The sequence below is a fragment of the Streptomyces sp. NPDC026246 genome (genome assembly GCF_055567995.1).
The window spans coordinates 582,044-603,342 of sequence record NZ_JBVHPJ010000001.1; the positions used below are offsets into that span (position 1 = coordinate 582,044).

At 72.4% G+C, this 21,299-nt stretch carries 20 protein-coding genes; all 20 read left to right on the forward strand.

The genetic code is table 11. The features are described from left to right. Positions 1–169: 169 nt before the first annotated feature. The 20 genes from ACZ4M5_RS02505 (at position 170) to ACZ4M5_RS02600 (ending at position 21,273) form a co-directional block, all read left to right on the forward strand. Positions 170–1,993, forward strand: a complete 1,824-nt coding sequence (locus tag ACZ4M5_RS02505; RefSeq protein ID WP_467732245.1) for a DUF5941 domain-containing protein — start codon at positions 170–172, stop codon at positions 1,991–1,993. Next, a complete protein-coding gene (locus tag ACZ4M5_RS02510) occupies positions 1,990–2,742 on the forward strand; it encodes a phosphocholine cytidylyltransferase family protein (protein ID WP_467732247.1) in 753 nt (250 codons plus the stop codon). The genes ACZ4M5_RS02505 and ACZ4M5_RS02510 overlap by 4 nt, the downstream gene beginning before the upstream one ends. Then, entirely contained in the window at positions 2,730–3,791 is a 1,062-nt protein-coding gene (locus ACZ4M5_RS02515; RefSeq protein WP_451876980.1) for an iron-containing alcohol dehydrogenase family protein, read from the forward strand. Before ACZ4M5_RS02510 ends, ACZ4M5_RS02515 begins: the two co-directional genes overlap by 13 nt. Further along, complete coding sequence (locus ACZ4M5_RS02520; RefSeq protein WP_467732250.1) at positions 3,769–4,548, forward strand: CDP-alcohol phosphatidyltransferase family protein; 780 nt, start codon at positions 3,769–3,771, stop codon at positions 4,546–4,548. The genes ACZ4M5_RS02515 and ACZ4M5_RS02520 overlap by 23 nt, the downstream gene beginning before the upstream one ends. 5 nt (positions 4,549–4,553) lie before the next feature. After that, entirely contained in the window at positions 4,554–5,426 is an 873-nt protein-coding gene (locus ACZ4M5_RS02525) for a glycosyltransferase family 2 protein (protein WP_467732252.1), read from the forward strand. 96 nt (positions 5,427–5,522) lie between these two features. Continuing rightward, the gene (locus tag ACZ4M5_RS02530) at positions 5,523–6,452 is read left to right on the forward strand and encodes an ABC transporter permease (protein WP_467732254.1); all 930 of its coding nucleotides are present in this window, start codon (positions 5,523–5,525) and stop codon (positions 6,450–6,452) included. Then, complete coding sequence (locus tag ACZ4M5_RS02535; protein ID WP_467732256.1) at positions 6,445–7,230, forward strand: ABC transporter ATP-binding protein; 786 nt, start codon at positions 6,445–6,447, stop codon at positions 7,228–7,230. The genes ACZ4M5_RS02530 and ACZ4M5_RS02535 overlap by 8 nt, the downstream gene beginning before the upstream one ends. Before the next feature lie 359 nt (positions 7,231–7,589). After that, on the forward strand, positions 7,590–8,492 hold the full coding sequence (hpnC, locus tag ACZ4M5_RS02540; RefSeq protein WP_467732258.1) for a squalene synthase HpnC: 903 nt from the start codon (positions 7,590–7,592) through the stop codon (positions 8,490–8,492). Beyond that, positions 8,489–9,439 carry a presqualene diphosphate synthase HpnD gene (hpnD, locus tag ACZ4M5_RS02545; protein WP_467732260.1) on the forward strand — a complete coding sequence of 317 codons (951 nt, stop codon included), beginning with the start codon at positions 8,489–8,491 and terminating at the stop codon, positions 9,437–9,439. Before hpnC ends, hpnD begins: the two co-directional genes overlap by 4 nt. Continuing rightward, a complete protein-coding gene (locus ACZ4M5_RS02550; RefSeq protein WP_467732262.1) occupies positions 9,436–9,570 on the forward strand; it encodes a DUF6380 family protein in 135 nt (44 codons plus the stop codon). The genes hpnD and ACZ4M5_RS02550 overlap by 4 nt, the downstream gene beginning before the upstream one ends. Continuing rightward, positions 9,567–10,979: a hydroxysqualene dehydroxylase HpnE gene (gene hpnE, locus ACZ4M5_RS02555; protein ID WP_467732264.1), complete on the forward strand. Its 1,413-nt coding sequence runs from the start codon at positions 9,567–9,569 to the stop codon at positions 10,977–10,979. The genes ACZ4M5_RS02550 and hpnE overlap by 4 nt, the downstream gene beginning before the upstream one ends. A gap of 65 nt (positions 10,980–11,044) precedes the next feature. Then, positions 11,045–12,112 (forward strand): polyprenyl synthetase family protein, encoded by a 1,068-nt coding sequence (locus ACZ4M5_RS02560; protein WP_467732265.1) that lies wholly within the window; start codon positions 11,045–11,047, stop codon positions 12,110–12,112. Positions 12,113–12,234: 122 nt separating this feature from the next. Continuing rightward, a complete protein-coding gene (gene shc, locus ACZ4M5_RS02565) occupies positions 12,235–14,280 on the forward strand; it encodes a squalene--hopene cyclase (RefSeq protein WP_467732266.1) in 2,046 nt (681 codons plus the stop codon). Next, positions 14,280–14,921: a phosphorylase family protein gene (locus ACZ4M5_RS02570; protein WP_467732268.1), complete on the forward strand. Its 642-nt coding sequence runs from the start codon at positions 14,280–14,282 to the stop codon at positions 14,919–14,921. The genes shc and ACZ4M5_RS02570 overlap by 1 nt, the downstream gene beginning before the upstream one ends. Positions 14,922–14,926: 5 nt before the next feature. Continuing rightward, entirely contained in the window at positions 14,927–15,949 is a 1,023-nt protein-coding gene (gene hpnH, locus ACZ4M5_RS02575; protein ID WP_467732270.1) for an adenosyl-hopene transferase HpnH, read from the forward strand. Positions 15,950–15,953: 4 nt separating this feature from the next. Continuing rightward, the gene (gene ispG / locus ACZ4M5_RS02580; protein WP_467732272.1) at positions 15,954–17,111 is read left to right on the forward strand and encodes a flavodoxin-dependent (E)-4-hydroxy-3-methylbut-2-enyl-diphosphate synthase; all 1,158 of its coding nucleotides are present in this window, start codon (positions 15,954–15,956) and stop codon (positions 17,109–17,111) included. A 28-nt stretch (positions 17,112–17,139) separates the two neighbouring features. Next, on the forward strand, positions 17,140–19,035 hold the full coding sequence (gene dxs / locus ACZ4M5_RS02585; protein ID WP_467732274.1) for a 1-deoxy-D-xylulose-5-phosphate synthase: 1,896 nt from the start codon (positions 17,140–17,142) through the stop codon (positions 19,033–19,035). Continuing rightward, complete coding sequence (locus tag ACZ4M5_RS02590) at positions 19,032–20,447, forward strand: aspartate aminotransferase family protein (protein ID WP_467732276.1); 1,416 nt, start codon at positions 19,032–19,034, stop codon at positions 20,445–20,447. The genes dxs and ACZ4M5_RS02590 overlap by 4 nt, the downstream gene beginning before the upstream one ends. A 62-nt stretch (positions 20,448–20,509) precedes the next feature. Continuing rightward, a complete protein-coding gene (locus tag ACZ4M5_RS02595; protein WP_467732278.1) occupies positions 20,510–21,157 on the forward strand; it encodes a helix-turn-helix domain-containing protein in 648 nt (215 codons plus the stop codon). Then, positions 21,154–21,273: a DUF6126 family protein gene (locus tag ACZ4M5_RS02600; protein WP_467732280.1), complete on the forward strand. Its 120-nt coding sequence runs from the start codon at positions 21,154–21,156 to the stop codon at positions 21,271–21,273. Before ACZ4M5_RS02595 ends, ACZ4M5_RS02600 begins: the two co-directional genes overlap by 4 nt. Positions 21,274–21,299 lie beyond the last annotated feature (26 nt).

The window sequence follows — 21,299 nt, forward strand, 5'->3', positions numbered from 1 at the left end:
GCAGGAGCTCGGGCGAACTGCGTCGATCGGGCCGCCCAACGGGCGGTGAACACGGCCTTCCGGCCATCCGATAGCCTCTGCCGACATGCCGCCCCGGGAGTCACCGGCGCGGCCGCCCCCATCATGTACAGCACCGGTGCGGAGCGCCGGTCCCAGGGAGTGAATTCGGTTGTCGACCGCCATCCTCACCGGGCAGCCGGTCCCCGGATCGTCGATCGAGGGCGACCTGCGGTCCCTCGGCTTCGACGTCCGGGCCGCCGGTGACGCCGTCGAGGCCGAGACGCTCCTCGCCGAGGTCCCGGGCGACGAGCGGGTCGCCCTGGTCGACGCCCGGTTCGTGGGTCACGTGCACGCACTGCGGCTCGGCCTGACCGACCCCCGCTTCCCGCTGGCCGCCATCCCGGGAGCCGTCACCGCCCGGCCCGCCGGACGCCAGGCCCTGACCCGGGCGATGGCCCGCGAGAACTCCGCCGGCGGCGGCACCACCCTGGTCGACAGCCTCGCCGACCGCGTCCTGGCCGCGCTGGACGCCGACGGCACCGAGGTCCACCGCCCCGAGCTGGGCACCCTCGTCGCCGCCGTCCCGGCCGACCCGCAGGCCCGCAACGAGGCCCGGCAGGCCGTCGCCGACGTCGACGACGAGGCCGTACGCCTGAAGTCGGCCGTCAAGGCCCGCGACGGCTTCTTCACCACCTTCTGCATCAGCCCGTACTCCCGCTACCTCGCCCGCTGGTGCGCCCGGCGCGGTCTGACCCCCAACCAGGTCACCACCGCCTCCCTGCTCACCGCGCTCATAGCGGCGGCCTGCGCGGCCACCGGCACCCGTGGCGGCTTCGTCGCCGCCGGCGTCCTGCTCCTCGCCTCGTTCGTGCTGGACTGCACCGACGGCCAGCTCGCCCGCTACTCCCTGCAGTACTCCACCCTCGGCGCCTGGCTCGACGCCACCTTCGACCGGGCCAAGGAGTACGCCTACTACGCCGGCCTCGCCCTCGGCGCCGCCCGCGGCGGTGACGACGTCTGGGCCCTGGCCCTGGGCGCCATGGTCCTGCAGACGTGCCGGCACGTCGTGGACTTCTCCTTCAACGAGGCGCACGTCGTAGGCACGGATGCCACCGCCAACACCAGCCCCACCGCCGCCCTGTCCGACAAGCTCGACAGCGTCGGCTGGACGGTCTGGGTGCGCCGCATGATCGTCCTGCCCATCGGTGAGCGCTGGGCGATGATCGCGGTGCTCACGGCCGTGGCGACCCCCCGCATCACCTTCTACGCGCTGCTCGTCGGCTGCGCCGTCGCGGCGGCGTACACCACCGCGGGCCGGGTCCTGCGCTCCCTGGCCCGCCGCGGGCAGCGCAGCGACCGTGCGGCCCGGGCCCTGGCCGACCTCGCCGACAGCGGGCCCCTCGCCGAATCCCTCGCGCGGGTGCTGCGCAGGCTGCCCGCCAAGCCGCGGCTCGGTGCCCGGTTCCTCGTCGCCCTGCCGGGCGCGGTCCTGCTGGTGCTCGCGGCGGCCCTGGAGCCGTACGGCAGCGCGCTGCCCGTGGCCGCCGCGGTCCTGTACGCCGTCACCTCCGCCGCGGGCGTCGCCCTGCCCCTCAAGGGCGCCCTCGACTGGCTCGTCCCGCCGCTGCTGCGGGCCGCCGAGTACGGAACCGTCCTCGCCCTCGCCGCGAAGGCGGACGTGAACGGGGCCCTTCCTGCGGCTTTCGGGCTGGTGGCGGCGGTCGCCTACCATCACTACGACACGGTGTACCGCATCCGCGGCAGCGCCGGGGCGCCCCCCGCCTGGCTGGTGCGTTCCATCGGTGGGCACGAGGGACGGACGCTGGTCGTCACCGTCCTCGCCGCTGTGCTCACCGCCCCACAGTTCACCGTCGCGCTCACGGCTCTCGCCGTGGCCGTGGCCCTTGTGGTGCTCGTCGAGAGCATCCGCTTCTGGGTCGCCGCCCACCAGGTCGGCGCACCCGCCGTACACGATGAAGGAGAACCCGCATGATCGGCCTCGTGCTGGCCGCCGGCGCCGGACGGCGTCTGCGCCCCTACACCGACAGACTCCCCAAGGCGCTGGTGCCGGTGGGGCTGGCGGGCGAAGAGGACGAGCCCACGGTTCTCGACCTCACCCTCGGCAACTTCGCCGAGATCGGCCTGACCGAGGTCGCCGTCATCGTCGGCTACCGCAAGGAGGCCGTGTACGCGCGCAAGGAGGCGCTGGAGGCGAAGTACGGCCTCAAGCTCACCCTCATCGACAACGACAAGGCCGAGGAGTGGAACAACGCCTACTCCCTGTGGTGCGGCCGTGACGCCCTCAAGGACGGCGTGATCCTCGCCAACGGCGACACCGTCCACCCGGTCTCCGTCGAGAAGACGCTGCTCGCCGCCCGCGGCGAGGGCAAGAAGATCATCCTCGCCCTGGACACGGTCAAGGACCTGGCCGACGAGGAGATGAAGGTCGTCGTCGACCCCGAGAAGGGCATGACGAAGATCACCAAGCTGATGGACCCCGCCGAGGCCACCGGCGAGTACATCGGCGTCACCCTCATCGAGGGCGACGCGGCCGCCGAGCTCGCCGACGCGCTGAAGACCGTCTGGGAGGCCGACCCGCAGCAGTTCTACGAGCACGGCTACCAGGAGCTCGTGAACCGCGGCTTCCGCATCGACGTGGCGCCGATCGGCGACGTCAAGTGGGTCGAGATCGACAACCACGACGACCTCGCCCGCGGACGGGAGATCGCGTGCCAGTACTGACCCGGCTGATCCCCTCCCCGCTCGTCGTGGACATCCGCCCGGGTGCCCTCGACGACCTGGCGGGCGTCCTCGCCGACGAGCGCATCTCGCACTCGGGCCGCCTCGCCGTCGCCGTCAGCGGCGGTTCCGGCGCCCGGCTGCGCGAGCGCATCGCGCCGAGCATGCCCGGTGCCACCTGGTACGAGGTCGGCGGCGGCACCCTCGACGACGCCGTCCGGCTGGCCGGCGACATGAAGAGCGGCCGCTACGACGCCGTGGTCGGCCTCGGCGGCGGCAAGATCATCGACTGTGCCAAGTTCGCCGCGGCACGCGTCGGCCTGCCCCTGGTCGCCGTGCCCACGAACCTGGCGCACGACGGTCTGTGCTCGCCGGTCGCCACCCTCGACAACGACGCGGGCCGCGGCTCCTACGGCGTGCCGAACCCGATCGCGGTCGTCATCGACCTGGACGTCATCCGTGAGGCGCCGGTCCGCTTCGTGCGCGCCGGCATCGGTGACGCGATCTCCAACGTCAACGCGATCGCCGACTGGGAGCTGGCCAACCGCGTCAAGGGCGAGAAGATCGACGGACTCGCCGCCGCCATGGCCCGCCAGGCGGGCGAGGCGGTCCTCCGGCACCCGGCCGGGGTCGGCGACAACGGCTTCCTCCAGGTGCTCGCCGAAGCGCTCGTCCTCACCGGCGTCGCCATGTCGATCTCCGGCGACTCGCGGCCGGCCTCCGGCTCGTGCCACGAGATCAACCACGCCTTCGACCTGCTCTTCCCCCAGCGGGCCGCCGCCCACGGTGAGCAGTGCGGTCTCGGTGCGGCCTTCGCGATGTGGCTGCGGGGAGCGCACGAGGAGTCGGCGTACATGGCCGAGGTGCTGCGCCGGCACGGGCTGCCCGTGCTGCCGGACGAGATCGGCTTCACGACGGACGAGTTCGTCAAGGCCGTCGAGTTCGCCCCCGAGACCCGGCCCGGCCGCTACACCATCCTCGAACACCTCGACCTGAACACCGAACAGATCAAGGACGTCTACGCCGACTATGTCAAGGCCATCGGTAGCTGAACTCCGCCCCGTCGTTCACCCCGCGGGGGTGAAGGACCGGCGCAGCGGTGAGCACTGGATGGGACGCCTCTACATGCGCGAGGTGTCCCTGCGGGTCGACCGCTACCTGGTGAACACCAGGGTCACGCCCAACCAGCTCACCTACCTGATGACCGTCTTCGGTGTGCTCGCGGCCCCGGCACTGCTCGTGCCGGGGATCCCGGGCGCCGTCCTCGGCGTGGTGTGCGTCCAGCTGTACCTGCTGCTGGACTGCGTCGACGGCGAGATCGCCCGCTGGAGGAAGCAGTACTCCCTCGGCGGCGTCTACCTCGACCGGGTCGGCGCCTACCTCACCGACGCCGCGGTGCTCACCGGCTTCGGGCTGCGCGCCGCCGACCTGTGGGGCAGCGGCCGCATCGACTGGCTGTGGGCCTTCCTCGGCACCCTCGCCGCCCTCGGCGCCATCCTCATCAAGGCCGAGACCGACCTCGTCGGCGTCGCCCGGCACCAGGTCGGCAAGCCGCCGGTGCAGGAGGCCGCCGCCGAGATGCGCTCCTCCGGCATGGCGCTGGCCCGCCGGGCCGCCGCCGCCCTGAAGTTCCACCGGCTGATCCTCGGCATCGAGGCGTCGCTGCTGATCCTGGTGCTGGCGATCGTCGACCAGATCCGCGGCGACCTGTTCTTCACCCGGCTCGGCGTCGCGGTGCTGGCCGGCATCGCCCTGGTGCAGACGCTGCTGCACCTGGTGTCCATCCTCGCCTCCAGCAGGCTGAGGTGAGCGCCATGAAGGTCGGGGCCGTCATCATCACCATGGGCAACCGCCCCGACGAACTGCGCGCCCTGCTCGACTCCGTCGCCAAGCAGGACGGCGACCCGGTCGAGGTCGTCGTCGTCGGCAACGGCTCGCCCGTCCCGGACGTCCCCGAGGGCGTCCGCACCATCGAACTGCCCGAGAACCTCGGCATCCCCGGCGGCCGCAACGTCGGCATCGAGGCCTTCGGCCCGGCCGGCCGCGACGTCGACATCCTGCTCTTCCTCGACGACGACGGGCTGCTCGCCCACCACGACACCGCCGAGCTGTGCCGCAAGGCGTTCGAGGCGGACCCGAAGCTCGGCATCGTCAGCTTCCGCATCGCCGACCCGGACACCGGCGTCACCCAGCGCCGGCACGTGCCCCGGCTGCGGGCCTCCGACCCGATGCGCTCCTCCCGGGTCACCACATTCCTCGGCGGCGCCAACGCCGTCCGCACCCGCGTCCTCGCCGACGTCGGCGGCCTCCCGGACGAGTTCTTCTACGCCCACGAGGAGACCGACCTGGCCTGGCGGGCCCTGGACGCCGGCTGGATGATCGACTACCGGTCCGACATGGTGCTGTACCACCCGACGACCGCGCCCTCGCGGCACGCCGTGTACCACCGCATGGTCGCCCGCAACCGCGTCTGGCTGGCCCGCCGCAACCTGCCCGCCCTCCTCGTCCCGGTGTACCTGGGCGTGTGGCTGCTGCTCACCCTGCTGCGCCGTCCCTCCGGCCCGGCCCTGCGGGCCTGGTTCGGCGGCTTCCGCGAGGGCTGGACCACCCCGTGCGGCCCCCGCCGTCCCATGAAGTGGCGTACGGTGTGGCGGCTGACCCGGCTGGGCCGGCCCCCCGTCATCTGACAGGCTCGGGTCCGGGACCACCCGGCAGGGCCGTACCCTGGCCCCGGCTCGAGCAGGCCCACAGGCCGCCTCTCCCGAAGACGAAAGTTTCCACCAGTGAGTGAGACAACGCACGACGCCACGGTCGCGGTCAGCGCGCCCGCGGCGCCCGACGAGGGCCTCACGGCGAAGGAGCTCGCCGCCAAGTACGGGCTGAGCGTGAGCGGCGCCCGGCCCTCGCTCCTGGAGTACGTGGCTCAGCTCTGGGACCGGCGGCACTTCATCCTCGCCTTCTCCCGGGCGAAGCTGACCGCCCAGTACAGCCAGGCCAAGCTCGGCCAGCTGTGGCAGGTGGCCACGCCGCTGCTGAACGCGGCCGTGTACTTCTTCATCTTCGGCCTGCTGCTGGAGGCCGACCGCGGTCTGCCCCGCGAGGTCTACGTCCCGTTCCTCGTCACGGGCGTGTTCGTCTTCACCTTCACGCAGAGCTCGGTCATGGCGGGCGTGCGCGCCATCTCCGGCAACCTGGGACTGGTCCGCGCCCTGCACTTCCCGCGGGCGTCCCTGCCGGTCTCCTTCGCGCTGCAGCAGCTCCAGCAGCTGCTGTTCTCGATGATCGTGCTGTTCGCCATCGTGATCGGCTTCGGCCACTACCCGGACCTGTCCTGGCTGCTCATCGTGCCGGCGCTGCTCCTGCAGTTCTGCTTCAACACCGGTCTGGCGCTGATCATGGCCAGGGCGGGCGCCAAGACCCCGGACCTGGCGCAGCTCATGCCGTTCGTGATGCGGACCTGGATGTACGCGTCCGGCGTGATGTTCTCCATCCCGATCTTCCTGGCGGACAAGCCGTCCTGGATCGCCAACCTCCTGCAGTGGAACCCGGCCGCGATCTACATGGACCTGGTGCGCTTCGCCCTGATCGACGACTACGGCGCGCAGTACCTGCCCGACCACGTGTGGGCGGTCGCGGGCGGCTGGGCCGTGCTGTTCGCCGTCGGCGGCTTCGTGTACTTCTGGAAGGCGGAGGAGAGGTACGGCCGTGGCTGAGCAGCAGGACGCGCGCGTCCCCACCGTCATCGCGGACGATCTGCACATCGTCTACCGCGTCAACGGCGCCAAGTCCGGCAAGGGCAGCGCCACCGCCGCCCTCAGCCGCATCCTCAAGCGGGGCTCCGACGACACGGAGCGGGGCGTGCGCAAGGTGCACGCCGTGCGCGGCGTCTCCTTCGTCGCCTACCGCGGCGAGGCCATCGGCCTGATCGGTTCCAACGGCTCCGGCAAGTCGACCCTGCTGCGAGCGATCGCCGGCCTGCTCCCCGCCGAGCGGGGCAAGGTGTACACCGACGGCCAGCCCTCGCTGCTCGGCGTCAACGCGGCCCTGATGAACGACCTCACCGGCGAACGCAACGTCATATTGGGCGGGCTCGCCATGGGGATGTCCCGCGAGGAGATCAAGGAGCGCTACCAGGACATCGTCGACTTCTCCGGCATCAACGAGAAGGGCGACTTCATCACCCTGCCGATGCGCACCTACTCCTCGGGCATGGCCGCCCGCCTCCGCTTCTCCATCGCCGCGGCCAAGGACCACGATGTCCTGATGATCGACGAGGCGCTCGCCACCGGCGACCGCAAGTTCCAGAAGCGCTCCGAGAACCGCATCCGGGAGCTGCGCAAGGAAGCCGGCACGGTGTTCCTGGTCAGCCACAACAACAAGTCCATCCGCGACACCTGCGACCGCGTCCTGTGGCTGGAACGCGGCGAGCTGCGCATGGACGGCCCGACCGACGAGGTGCTCAAGGAGTACGAGAAGTTCACGGGCAAGTAGCGCGATCCGGCCAGGGCCCCTCCGGAACTGCTCCGGCGGGGCCCCGCGTCTGCAAAAGAAGCGTCAACTCCGGGCCAAGACAGGAATCTTGGGGCCGATCGGTGCGTTCTCCCGGGGTGCGGGCCACCCTGACGAACCGTGTCGTGTTGTACAACGTAAGCTGTACCGGTCCCGAAACACGGCAATCAGGGCAATAATGCGCGACACCGCCCGTCGGACGCCCGTGCGGACGGCCGGGCGGCGTGTCCGAAATAGTGTGTATTGGGTCGGCAGTGTAGAACGGGAGATGTGACGGCGATGGCTACGGAAACTCCCCAGCTCCACGCAGCACGTGCCGTCCCCGCACCGGGCAGCCGGCGGTGACGGGAACCGGCACGGCGCGCACCCTCGACCCGGAGCGCGCCACCCTCGACAAGGCCGCGGGTGAGAACTTCCCCGTGGCCCCCTTCTTCCTGCCCCGGGCCTGGCGCACCGACCTCATGGCCGTCTACGGCTTCGCCCGTCTCGTCGACGACATCGGGGACGGCGACCTCGCCCCCGGCGGTGCCGACGCCCGGCTGCTCGGCGTGTCCCCGCAGGACGCCGACGACCGGCTGGTCCTGCTCGACGCCTTCGAGACCGACCTGCGCAGGGTCTTCGACTCCACCCCCCGCCACCCCCTGCTGCGCCGGCTGCAGCCGACCGTGCGGCGGTGCGCGCTGACCCCCGAGCCGTTCCTCGGCCTGATCGCCGCCAACCGCCAGGACCAGCTGGTCGGCCGCTACGAGACCTACGACGACCTGCTCGCCTACTGCGAGCTGTCCGCCAACCCGGTCGGCCGTCTCGTCCTCGCCGTCACCGGCACCTCGACGCCCGAGCGGATCCGCCGCTCCGACATGATCTGCACCGCCCTGCAGATCGTCGAGCACCTCCAGGACGTGGCCGAGGACCTCGCCCGCGACCGCGTGTACCTGCCCGCCGCCGACCTGAAGCGCTTCCACGTCCAGGAGGAGGACCTCGCCGCCGCGAGCGCCGGGGCGTCCGTCCGCGCGCTGGTGGCGTACGAGGCGCAGCGTGCCCGCGACCTGCTGGACGAGGGCGCGCCCCTGGTGGGCAGCGTCCACGGCAGGCTGCGGCTGCTGCTCGCGGGCTTCGTGGCGGGGGGAAGGGCGGCACTGAGGGCGGTCGCCGCCGCCGATTTCGACGTACTTCCCGGCCCGCCCAAGCCCGGCAAGCTCCAGGTGCTGCGTGAGGTGGGCGTGACCCTGCGAGGAGAGGGGTGATCCGGACCGTGGAATCCGAACCACATACGTCCGCACCGGTACTCGCCGCCTACAGCTACTGCGAGGCCGTCACCGGGCGGCAGGCCCGCAACTTCGCCTACGGCATCCGCCTGCTGGCTACGCCCCAGCGCCGTGCCATGTCGGCGCTCTACGCGTTCTCGCGACGCGTCGACGACATCGGCGACGGCCCCCTCACGGGCGAGGTCAAGGTGGCCCGGCTGGAGGAGACGCGGGCGCTGCTCACCCGGATCCGCGAGGGCGGGGTCGGCGAGGACGACACCGACCCGGTCGCTGTGGCCCTCACGCACGCCGCCTCGCACTTCCCGATCCCGCTGGGCGGCCTGGACGAGCTCATCGACGGCGTCCAGATGGACGTCCGGGGCGAGACGTACGAGACCTGGGACGACCTGAAGGTCTACTGCCGCTGCGTGGCGGGGGCCATCGGGCGGCTCTCGCTCGGGGTGTTCGGCACCGAACCGGGGGCGCGCGGCGTCGACCGCGCGCCGGAGTATGCCGACACGCTCGGCCTCGCGCTCCAGCTCACCAACATCCTCCGCGACATCCGCGAGGACGCCGAGGGCGGGCGCACCTACCTGCCCGCCGACGACCTCGCCAAGTTCGGCTGCTCCGCCGGCTTCAGCGGCCCCCGCCCGCCCGAGGGCTCCGACTTCGCGGGGCTCGTGCACTTCGAGGTGCGCCGGGCCCGTGCCCTGTTCGCCGAGGGCTACCGGCTGCTGCCCATGCTCGACCGGCGCAGCGGCGCCTGCGTCGCCGCCATGGCCGGCATCTACCGCCGCCTGCTGGACCGCATCGAGCGGGACCCGGAGGCGGTGCTGCGCGGCCGGGTGTCGCTGCCCGGCCGGGAGAAGGCGTACGTGGCCGTGCGCGGCCTGTCGGGTCTCGACGCCCGGCACGTCACGCGACGCGCCGTCAGGAGGCGGGTGTGAGCGACGAAGGAGCCGCCACGGAAGGGAAACGGCGGGCAACCCTCCGGCCCGGGGCCGCGTCCCTGACACCGACGGCCTCCCGCGCGGGCATCGCGCGGCACGGCCGCCGCGCGGGGGAGGGGGTGCGATGACCCACGGCACGCGGTCCCGGGGACCGGCCGCCGACGGACGGCACACCGTCGTGGTGGGCGGCGGGCTCGCCGGTGTCACGACCGCGCTCGCCCTCGCCGACGCCGGGGTGCGCGTCACCCTGCTGGAGGGCCGGCCCCGGCTGGGTGGTCTGGCGTTCTCCTTCCGGCGCGGCGAGCTGACCGTCGACAACGGACAGCACGTCTACCTGCGCTGCTGCACCGCCTACCGGTGGTTCCTCGACCGCATCGAGGGCGCGGCCCTGGCCCCGCTGCAGCACCGGCTCGACGTACCGGTCCTCGACGCCGAACGCCCCGCGGGCCGGCGTCTGGGCAGACTGCGGCGCGACGCGCTGCCCGTGCCGCTGCACCTGGGCCGCAGCCTCGCCACCTATCCGCACCTGTCGCTCGCCGAACGCGCCAGGGTCGGCCGCGCCGCACTCGCCCTGAAGAACCTCGACCCGGCCGACCCGGCGCTGGACGACCAGGACTTCGGCAGCTGGCTGGCCGCGCACGGCCAGTCCGCCCGCGCCGTCGAGGCCCTGTGGGACCTGGTCGGGGTCGCCACCCTCAACGCCGTCGCCGCGGACTCCTCCCTGGCGCTCGCCGCCATGGTGTTCAGGACCGGCCTGCTGTCCGACCCGGGCGCGGCCGACATCGGCTGGGCGAGCGTCCCGCTCGGCGACCTCCACGACGGGCTGGCCCGCAAGGCCCTCGACCGCGCGGGCGTGCGCACCGAGCTCCGCACACGCGTCACCTCCGTCCGCGCGCAGCCGGACGGCCGCTGGCACGTCGAGGTCCCCGGCGAGACGCTCCACGCCGACGCGGTGGTGCTCGCCGTACCGCAGCGCGAGGCGCACGGCCTGCTCCCCGACGGCGCCCTGGACGCCCCCGAGCGGCTGCTGCGGATCGGCACCGCGCCGATCCTCAACGTCCACGTGGTGTACGACCGCACGGTCCTCGCCCGGCCCTTCTTCACCGCCCTGGGCAGCCCCGTGCAGTGGGTGTTCGACCGCACCGAGGCGTCCGGGCTGCGCGAGGGCCAGTACCTGGCCGTGTCCCAGTCGGCGGCGCAGGACGAGATCGACGCCCCCGTGGCGGTGCTGCGCGAGCGGTACCTGCCCGAGCTGGAGCGGCTGCTGCCGCGGGCCCGGGGCGCGCACGTGAGGGACTTCTTCGTCACCCGGGAGCGGACCGCGACGTTCGCCCCCACCCCCGGCGTCGGGCGCCTCAGGCCCGGTGCCCGCACCAAGGCACCCGGCCTGTACCTGGCCGGAGCGTGGACCGCCACCGGGTGGCCCGCGACCATGGAGAGTGCGGTCCGCAGCGGCGTGAGCGCGGCGGACGCCGTGCTGGGCGCCCTGGGCCGGCCCCGTCCGCAGCACCTCTTCGCGTTCGAGGAGGCGGCGTGATGCTCGCTCGGCACGACGCGGCAGGCGGCCCCCGTACCTCCGGCACCGCAACAAGAGGAGAGACTGTGCCCACTGTGCCCCCGGCCTCGAGGACCGCCGAGGCGGTGGACGTGACCGCGCTGCTGGAGCGCGGCCGGACCCTGGCCACTCCGGTACTGCGGGCGGCCGTCGACCGACTGGCCCCTCCCATGGACACGGTTGCCGCCTACCACTTCGGCTGGATCGACGCCCAGGGCAGGCCCGCCGACGGCGACGGCGGCAAGGCGGTGCGCCCCGCCCTCGCCGTGCTGTCCGCCGAGGTGATGTCCGCGGCCCCCGAGACGGGCGTCCCCGGCGCCGTCGCCGTGGAGCTCGTCCACAACTTCTCCCTCCTGCACGACGACCTCATGGACGGCGACGAGCAGCGCCGCCACCGCGACACGGTCTGGAAGGTGCACGGCCCCGCCCAGGCCATCCTGGTCGGCGACGCCCTGTTCGCCCTGGCCAACGAGGTGCTCCTCGAACTCGGCACCGTCGACGCCGGCCGCGCCACCCGCCGTCTGACCACGGCCACCCGCGCCCTGATCGACGGCCAGGCCCAGGACATCTCCTACGAGCACCGCGACCGGGTCAGCGTCGAGGAGTGCCTGGAGATGGAGGGCAACAAGACCGGTGCCCTGCTCGCCTGCGCCAGCTCCATCGGCGCGGTCCTCGGCGGCGCAGACGACCGCACCGCCGACACGCTGGAGAAGTACGGCTACCACCTCGGCCTCGCCTTCCAGGCCGTCGACGACCTCCTCGGCATCTGGGGCGACCCGGACGCCACGGGCAAGCAGACCTGGAGCGACCTGCGCCAGCGCAAGAAGTCGCTGCCCGTGGTGGCCGCGCTCGCGGCGGGCGGCCCCGCCTCCGAGCGGCTCGGCGAACTGCTCGCCGCCGACGCCAAGGCCAGCGACTTCGAGAACTTCTCCGAGGAGGAGTTCGCGGCCCGCGCCGCCCTGATCGAGGAGGCCGGCGGCCGCGAGTGGACCGCCGGTGAGGCACGCCGTCAGCACACCATCGCCATCGAGGCCCTCGACGCCGTCGACATGCCCGACCCGGTGCGGGAGCAGTTCACGGCGCTCGCGGACTTCGTCGTCGTACGGAAGAGATGATCACTATCGGCCGAATAACCCTCGCGTAGTCGCCGGCCGGTGCCGCGAGCAGCACTCGGACACCGGCCGACGGCGGACCCACAGCAGATGCACACCTTGCAGGACTGCACGAAGGGGAAGCCATGACAGCGACGACCGACGGAAGCTTCGGGGCCCTGCCGCCCCGCGCCGCCGCGGCCAGCGACACCGACACGCACACCCCCGGGGCGGCCGGGGTACCGCAGGCCGCCGCGCGCGCCGCCCGGCGGGCCGCCGACTTCCTGCTCTCCCGCCAGGACCCGCAGGGCTGGTGGAAGGGCGACCTCGAGACCAACGTCACGATGGATGCCGAGGACCTGCTGCTGCGTCAGTTCCTCGGCATCCGCGACGACGAGACCACGCAGGCCGCGGCCCTCTTCATCCGGGGCGAGCAGAACGAGGACGGCACGTGGGCCACCTTCTACGGCGGACCGAGCGACCTGTCCGCCACCGTCGAGGCGTACGTCGCCCTGCGCCTGGCCGGTGACGCGCCCGACGCCCCGCACATGGCCCGGGCCTCCGCCTGGATCCGCGCACAGGGCGGCATCGCCGCGGCGCGGGTCTTCACCCGGATCTGGCTGGCCCTGTTCGGCTGGTGGAAGTGGGAGGACCTGCCCGAACTCCCGCCGGAGCTCGTCTTCTTCCCGAAGTGGATGCCGCTCAACATCTACGACTTCGGCTGCTGGGCCCGGCAGACCATCGTCCCGCTGACGGTCGTCTCCGCGAAGCGGCCGGTGCGCCCCGCGCCCTTCCCGCTCGACGAACTGCACACCGACCCGGAGCACCCGAACCCGCGCAAGCCCCTCGCCCCGCCGCTGAGTTGGGACGGGGCCTTCCAGCGCATGGACAAGGGCCTGCATGCCCTGCGCAAGGTCGTGCCCAGGAGTCTGCGCCGGGCGGCCATGAACAGCGCCGCCCGCTGGATCGTCGAACGGCAGGAGAACGACGGCTGCTGGGGCGGCATCCAGCCCCCGGCCGTGTACTCGATCATCGCCCTGCACCTGCTCGGCTACGACCTGGAGCACCCGGTGATGCGGGAGGGACTGGCCTCGCTGGACCGGTTCGCCGTGTGGCGCGAGGACGGGGCCCGGATGATCGAGGCGTGCCAGTCGCCGGTGTGGGACACCTGCCTGGCCGCCATCGCCCTCGTGGACGCCGGACTGCCCCCGGACCACCCGCAGTTGGTGAAGGCGGCCGACTGGATGCTGGGCGAGGAGGTCGTCCGGCCCGGTGACTGGTCCGTGCGCCGGCCCCACCTTCCGCCCGGCGGCTGGGCGTTCGAGTTCCACAACGACAACTACCCCGACATCGACGACACCGCCGAGGTGATCCTCGCCCTGCGCCGGATCGCCCACCACGACACCCGGCGACTGGACCGGGCCGTCGGGCGCGGGGTGCGCTGGACACTCGGCATGCAGTCGAGGAACGGCGCGTGGGGCGCCTTCGACGCGGACAACACCAGCCCGTTCCCCAACCGGCTGCCGTTCTGCGACTTCGGCGAGGTCATCGACCCGCCCTCCGCCGACGTCACCGCGCACGTCGTGGAGATGCTCGCCGTCGAAGGGCTGGCCCACGACCCGCGCACCCGGCGCGGCGTGGAGTGGCTGCTGGCCGAACAGGAGCCCGACGGGTCGTGGTTCGGGCGCTGGGGCGTCAACTACGTCTACGGCACCGGGTCGGTCGTCCCCGCCCTGGTCGCCGCGGGTCTGCCCGCCGCGCACCCGGCGATCCGGCGCGCCGTGGGATGGCTGGAGTCGGTGCAGAACGACGACGGCGGCTGGGGCGAGGACCTGCGCTCCTACCGGGACCCCGTGCGGTGGAGCGGCCGGGGCGACTCGACCGCCTCCCAGACCGCCTGGGCGCTGATGGCGCTGCTGGCGGCGGGGGAGCGCGGCTCCCGCGCCGTGGAACGCGGCGTCGAGTGGCTCGCCGCCACCCAGCGGGAGGACGGCTCCTGGGACGAGCCGCACTTCACGGGGACGGGCTTCCCGTGGGACTTCTCGATCAACTACCACCTCTACCGGCAGGTCTTCCCGCTCACCGCACTCGGCCGGTACCTGCACGGAGAGCCCTTCGCGGACCGGCTCCGGTTGAGCGGCTCGGCGGGGGAGGCCGGCGACTACCGGCTCGCCGGGGCCGAGGCCGACTGATGAGCACGCGGACCGGCCCGGCCCCGCTGCTGATCGCCTGCGCGCTCGGCATCGAGCAGTTCGCCCTGCGCGCGGGCGGCCGCGGCGGGGCCGGCGGGCCGGTCACCGTGCTGCGGACCGGGATGGGGCCGGCGGCGGCCGAGCGGGCCGTCACACGGATGCTCGCCGATCCGGCCCTGAGCGGCGCCGCCGTCCTCGCCACCGGCTTCTGCGCCGGGCTTGCGCCCGGGATGCACCCCGGCGACCTCGTCGTCGCCGAGGAGACTCGCGACCCGCGCGCCACCACCGCCTGCGTCGGGACCGACCTGCTGGTGAAGGCCCTGATCCGGGCCGTACCGGGACGGACCGTGCACACCGGCCCGCTCACCGGGTCCGACCACGTGGTGCGCGGCCCCGAGCGCGCCGCCCTGCGCGCCACCGGAGCCGTCGCCGCCGACATGGAGTCCGCCGCCACGCTCCTGAGCGCCGTGCGCGGGGGCGAGCGCCCGGTTGCGGCCGTCCGGGTGGTCGTGGACGCTCCAGAACATGAACTCGTCCGGATCGGCACGGTGCGCGGTGGAATATCAGCTTTCCGTGTTCTTCGTTCGGTCCTCCCCGCTTTCTTCGAATGGCACCGTTCCTTGCTGCTCCCCTGGAGGTGAGCCAGATGGCCATGCCGCTCCGACAGTCCATCAAGGTCGCTACGTACTTGGCTGAACAGAAGCTGCGCCGCAGGGACAAGTTCCCGCTGATCGTGGAGCTGGAGCCGCTGTTCGCCTGCAACCTCAAGTGCGAGGGATGCGGCAAGATCCAGCACCCTGCCGGGGTGCTGAAGCAGCGGATGCCGGTCGCCCAGGCCGTGGGCGCCGTCATGGAGTCCGGTGCCCCCATGGTGTCCATCGCCGGCGGCGAGCCGCTGATGCACCCGCAGATCGACGAGATCGTGCGCCAGCTGGTGGCCAAACGCAAGTACGTGTTCCTGTGCACCAACGCCATGCTGCTGCGCAAGAAGATGGACAAGTTCACGCCGTCGCCCTACTTCGCCTTCGCGGTGCACATCGACGGGCTGCGCGAGCGGCATGACGAGTCCGTGGCGAAGGAAGGTGTCTTCGACGAGGCCGTGGAGGCGATCAAGGAGGCCAAGCGGCGCGGCTTCCGGGTCACCACCAACTCGACGTTCTTCAACACCGACACCCCGCAGACCATCATCGAGGTGCTGAACTTCCTCAACGACGACCTCGAGGTCGACGAGATGATGATCTCGCCCGCGTACGCCTACGAGAAGGCCCCCGACCAGGAGCACTTCCTCGGCGTCGAGCAGACCCGCGAGCTGTTCAAGAAGGCCTTCTCGGGTGGCAACCGGCGGCGCTGGCGGCTCAACCACTCCCCGCTCTTCCTGGACTTCCTGGAGGGCAAGGTCGACTTCCCCTGCACGGCGTGGGCGATCCCGAACTACTCGCTCTTCGGCTGGCAGCGCCCCTGCTACCTGATGAGCGACGGGTACGTGCCGACGTACCGCGAGCTCGTCGAGGACACCGACTGGGACAAGTACGGCCGCGGCAAGGACCCGCGCTGCGCCAACTGCATGGCGCACTGCGGCTACGAGCCCACCGCCGTCCTGGCCACCATGGGCTCGCTCAAGGAGTCGCTGCGCGCCATGCGCGAGACGGTCTCCGGGAACCGGGAGTGAGGACGTGACCGCCGTGCCGCTGGGCATGCCCGGGGTGCCGGAGCGCCCGGTCGCGCCCCGCCGCGCCTCGCGCACCGTGCATGTCGGCCCGGTGGCCGTGGGCGGCGGCGCCCCGGTGTCGGTGCAGTCGATGACGACGACCCGCACCTCGGACGTCGGCGCCACACTGCAGCAGATCGCCGAGCTCACCGCCTCCGGCTGCCAGATCGTCCGGGTCGCCTGCCCCACGCAGGACGACGCGGACGCCCTGGCGGTCATCGCCCGCAAGTCGCAGATCCCGGTGATCGCGGACATCCACTTCCAGCCCAAGTACGTCTTCGCGGCCATCGAGGCCGGCTGCGCGGCCGTACGCGTCAACCCCGGCAACATCAAGCAGTTCGACGACCGCGTCAAGGAGATCGCCCAGGCCGCCCGGGACCACGGCACGCCCGTCCGGATCGGCGTCAACGCCGGATCGCTGGACCGGCGGCTGCTGCAGAAGCACGGCAGGGCGACCCCCGAGGCGCTCGTGGAGAGCGCACTGTGGGAGGCGTCCCTGTTCGAGGAGCACGGCTTCCGCGACCTGAAGATCTCCGTCAAGCACAACGACCCGGTCGTGATGATCGAGGCGTACCGGCAGCTCGCCGAGAGCTGTGACTATCCGCTCCACCTGGGCGTCACCGAGGCGGGACCGGCGTTCCAGGGCACGATCAAGTCGGCCGTGGCCTTCGGGGCGCTGCTGTCCCGGGGCATCGGCGACACCATCCGGGTGTCGCTGTCCGCGCCGCCCGCCGAGGAGGTCAAGGTCGGCATCCAGATCCTGCAGTCCCTCGGACTGCGGGAACGCCGGCTGGAGATCGTCTCCTGCCCCTCCTGCGGACGCGCCCAGGTCGACGTGTACAAGCTGGCCGAGGAGGTCACGGCCGGGCTGGAGGGCATGGAGGTGCCGCTGCGCGTCGCCGTCATGGGGTGCGTGGTCAACGGACCCGGCGAGGCCCGGGAAGCCGACCTCGGCGTGGCCTCCGGCAACGGAAAGGGGCAGATCTTCGTCAAGGGGCAGGTCGTCCGGACCGTACCCGAGTCGAGGATCGTCGAGACGCTGATCGACGAGGCGATGAGACTCGCCGAGCAACTGGAGCAGGACGGCGTGGGGCCGGGGGAGCCTGCCGTCACCGTGAGCTGAGCAGCACGGAACCGAAGGGGGCCCGAGAGTGACGATCCTGGAGAGCATCCGGGGACCACGCGACCTGAAGGCGCTGTCCGAGGCGGAGCTGAGCGAAACGGCTGAGGAGATCCGGGAGTTCCTGGTGCACGCCGTCGCCAGGACCGGGGGCCACCTGGGCCCCAACCTGGGCGTGGTGGAGCTGACCCTGGCCCTGCACCGGGTCTTCGAGTCGCCGGCCGACCGCATCCTGTGGGACACCGGCCACCAGGCGTACGTGCACAAGCTGGTCACCGGCCGGCAGGACTTCTCCAAGCTGCGCGGCAAGGGCGGCCTGTCCGGCTACCCCTCGCGGGAGGAGTCCGAGCACGACGTCATCGAGAACAGCCACGCCTCCACCGCCCTCGGCTGGGCCGACGGGCTGGCCAAGGCACGCGAGGTGCAGGGGGAGAAGGGCCACGTCGTCGCGGTCATCGGCGACGGGGCGCTCACCGGCGGCATGGCCTGGGAGGCCCTCAACAACATCGCGGCCGCCCGGAACCGGCCGCTGATCATCGTGGTCAACGACAACGAGCGCTCCTACGCCCCGACCATAGGCGGTCTCGCCGACCACCTCGCCACGCTGCGCACCACCGACGGCTACGAGCGGGTCCTGGCCTGGGGCAAGGACGTGCTCCAGGGCACGCCCCTGGTCGGCGGCACCCTCTACGAGGCCCTGCACGGCGCGAAGAAGGGCTTCAAGGACGCCTTCGCGCCGCAGGGCCTGTTCGAGGACCTGGGCCTGAAGTACGTCGGCCCGATCGACGGCCACGACCTCGGGGCCGTGGAGTCCGCGCTGCGGCGGGCCAAGCGCTTCCACGGGCCGGTGCTGGTGCACTGCCTCACGGAGAAGGGCCGGGGCTACGAGCCCGCCCTCGCCCACGAGGAGGACCACTTCCACACCGTCGGCGTCATGGACCCGCTCACCTGCGCCCCGCTGTCGCCGGCGGGCGGCCCCTCCTGGACGTCCGTGTTCGGCGAGGAGATCGTGCGGATCGGCGAGGAACGGCAGGACGTCGTGGCGATCACCGCCGCCATGCTGCACCCGGTCGGCCTCGGCGCGTTCGCCGAGCGGTTCCCGGAGCGGGTGTGGGACGTCGGCATCGCGGAGCAGCACGCGGCCGTCTCCGCGGCGGGCCTGGCGACGGGGGGACTGCACCCGGTCGTCGCCGTCTACGCGACGTTCCTCAACCGCGCGTTCGACCAGCTGCTGATGGACGTGGCCCTGCACCGCTGCGGGGTGACCTTCGTCCTGGACCGGGCCGGGGTCACCGGCGTCGACGGGGCCTCGCACAACGGCATGTGGGACATGTCCGTCCTGCAGGTCGTGCCCGGACTGCGCATCGCCGCGCCCCGGGACGCCGACCAGTTGCGTGCCCAGCTGCGCGAGGCGGTCGCCGTGGACGACGCGCCGACCCTGGTCCGCTTCCCGAAGGAGTCGGTGGGGCCGCGCATCCCGGCGATCGACCGGGTGGGGGGAACCGACGTCCTGCACCGGGCGCCGGACCCGCGGGTGCTGCTGGTGGCGGTCGGCGTGATGGCGCCCGTCTGCCTGCGGGCCGCCGAGCTGCTCGAGGCCCGCGGCATCGGCTGCACCGTCGTGGACCCCCGCTGGGTGAAGCCCGTCGACCCCGCGCTGCCGGCCCTGGCCGCCGAGCACGACCTGGTCGCCGTCGTCGAGGACAACAGCCGGGCGGCCGGCGTGGGCTCGGCCGTGGCGCTGGCCCTCGGGGACGCGGAGGTGGACGTGCCCGTCCGCCGCTTCGGCATCCCCGAGCAGTTCCTCGCGCACGCCAAGCGCGGCGAGGTGCTGGCCGACATCGGCCTGACCCCCGTCGAGATCGCCGGACGGATCAGCGCGAGTCTGACCGTCAAGGAAGAGCAGTCCAAGGAGTCACAGGAATGACCACCGCCGAATCCGCGTCGGAGTCGTCGCAGGCCGGGGAGTTCGACCTCAGCGCCCTGCTGGCCGAGCGCGGGGCCGAGCGCTACGAGCTGCACACCCGGTACCTCAACCACCAGCTCCCGCGCACGCTGCACACCATCGGCTTCGACAAGGTCTACGAGCGCGCCGAGGGCGCCTACTTCTACGACGCGGACGGCAACGACTACCTGGACATGCTCGCCGGGTTCGGGGTGATGGGGCTCGGCCGCCACCACCCCGTGGTGCGCAAGGCCGTGCACGACGTCCTGGACGCGCAGCTCGCCGATCTCACCCGCTTCGACTGCCAGCCGCTGCCCGGCCTGCTGGCGGAGAAGCTGCTGGCGCACAGTCCGCACCTGGACCGGGTGTTCTTCGGCAACAGCGGCACGGAGGCGGTCGAGGGGGCGCTGAAGTTCGCCCGGTTCGTCACCGGCAGGCCCAGGGTCCTGTACTGCGCGCACGCCTTCCACGGCCTGACCACCGGCTCCCTGTCCGTCAACGGCGAGTCCGCCTTCCGCGACGGTTTCGCCCCGCTGCTGCCCGACACGGCCGTACCGCTCGGCGACCTCGACGCGCTGGAGCGGGAGCTGAGGAAGGGCGACGTCGCGGCCCTGATCGTCGAGCCGATCCAGGGCAAGGGCGTGCTGGAGGGCCCGCCCGGCTGGCTGCGGGCCGCCCAGGATCTGCTGCACCGGCACAAGGCGCTGCTGATCGCCGACGAGGTGCAGACGGGCCTCGGCCGTACCGGCGACTTCTACGGCTACCAGCACGAGGACGGCGTGGAGCCGGACCTGGTGTGCGTGGCGAAGGCGCTGTCCGGCGGCTACGTCCCCGTCGGCGCCACGCTCGGCAGGGACTGGATCTTCAAGAAGGTCTACTCGTCCATGGACCGGGTGCTGGTCCACTCGGCGAGCTTCGGGTCCAACGCCCAGGCGATGGCGGCCGGCCTGGCGGTGCTGGCGGTGATGGAGAACGAGCAGATCGTCGCGAACGTCCGGGCCACGGGTGAGCGGCTCAGGTCCCGGCTCGCGGCGCTGACCGACCGCTACGAGATGCTCGCGGAGGTGCGGGGCCGGGGGCTGATGATCGGCATCGAGTTCGGCCGTCCCAAGTCGCTGAAGCTGCGCAGCCGCTGGACCATGCTGCAGGCGGCCCGCAAGGGGCTGTTCGCGCAGATGGTCGTGGTGCCGCTGCTGCAGAAGCACCGGATCCTCACCCAGGTCTCCGGCGACCACATGGAGGTGATCAAGCTGATCCCGCCGCTGATCATCGGGGAGCGGGAGGTGGACCGGTTCGTCGAGGCGTTCACGGCCGTGATGGACGACGCCCACGACGGCGGACTGGTGTGGGACTTCGGCAAGACGCTCGTCAAGCAGGCGGTCGCCAACCGCTGAATCGCTTTTGCCTAGGAGGCAAGAAATTTGCCGCACAGGCAAAGCTCCGGCTGAATGGAGGCATGAGCTCCTCCGAGAGCGAGCGGCCCCCCGGGGCCGACTCGCCGGCCGACCAGGCCCCCGGCGCACTGCCGGCCGCGGTCGCCCCCCAACTGCGGGCGCTGCGGCGGCAGGCCTCCCTGACGCTGGAGGCCGCGGCCCGCGCCGCCGGGCTGTCGCCCGCGCACCTGTCCCGGCTGGAGACCGGCCGGCGCCAGCCCTCCCTGCCGATGCTGCTGGCCCTCGCCCGCATCTACGGTACGACGGTGTCCGAACTGCTCGGCGAGACGGTCGCCGAACGGGACTCCGTCATCCGCGCCGCCGCCATGGAACCCACCGGGGCGGGCGGCTGGACCTACTGGCAGGCCGGCGCCCCCGGCCGCGGGATGCAGGCATTGCGCGTCCACGTCCCCTTCGGCTCCCAGGGCGACATCGTGCGCGTCCACCCCGGGGAGGAGTGGCTGCACGTGCTGCGGGGCCGGCTGCGGCTGCGCCTGGCCGACACCCTGCACCGGCTGGCGCCCGGCGACAGCGCCCACTTCGACTCGCTGACCCCGCACCGCATCGCCGCCGAGGACCACGACGGCGTCGACCTGCTCTTCGTGCACACCCTGCTGCAGAGCCCCACGGCCGCCCTGTGCCTGGGCCCCAACCCTGGAGACAAGACATGAGCGACTTGGAGGAGAAGTTCCCCCGGGCCCTGTGGGTGCGCCTGCTGGTCTACCTGATCCTCGGACACGTCTTCGCCGCGTTCGTCTACCTGCTGTTCGAGGTCGGGGCGAAGTAGATCCGGGCCGGGGTCTCGGTCCGGGA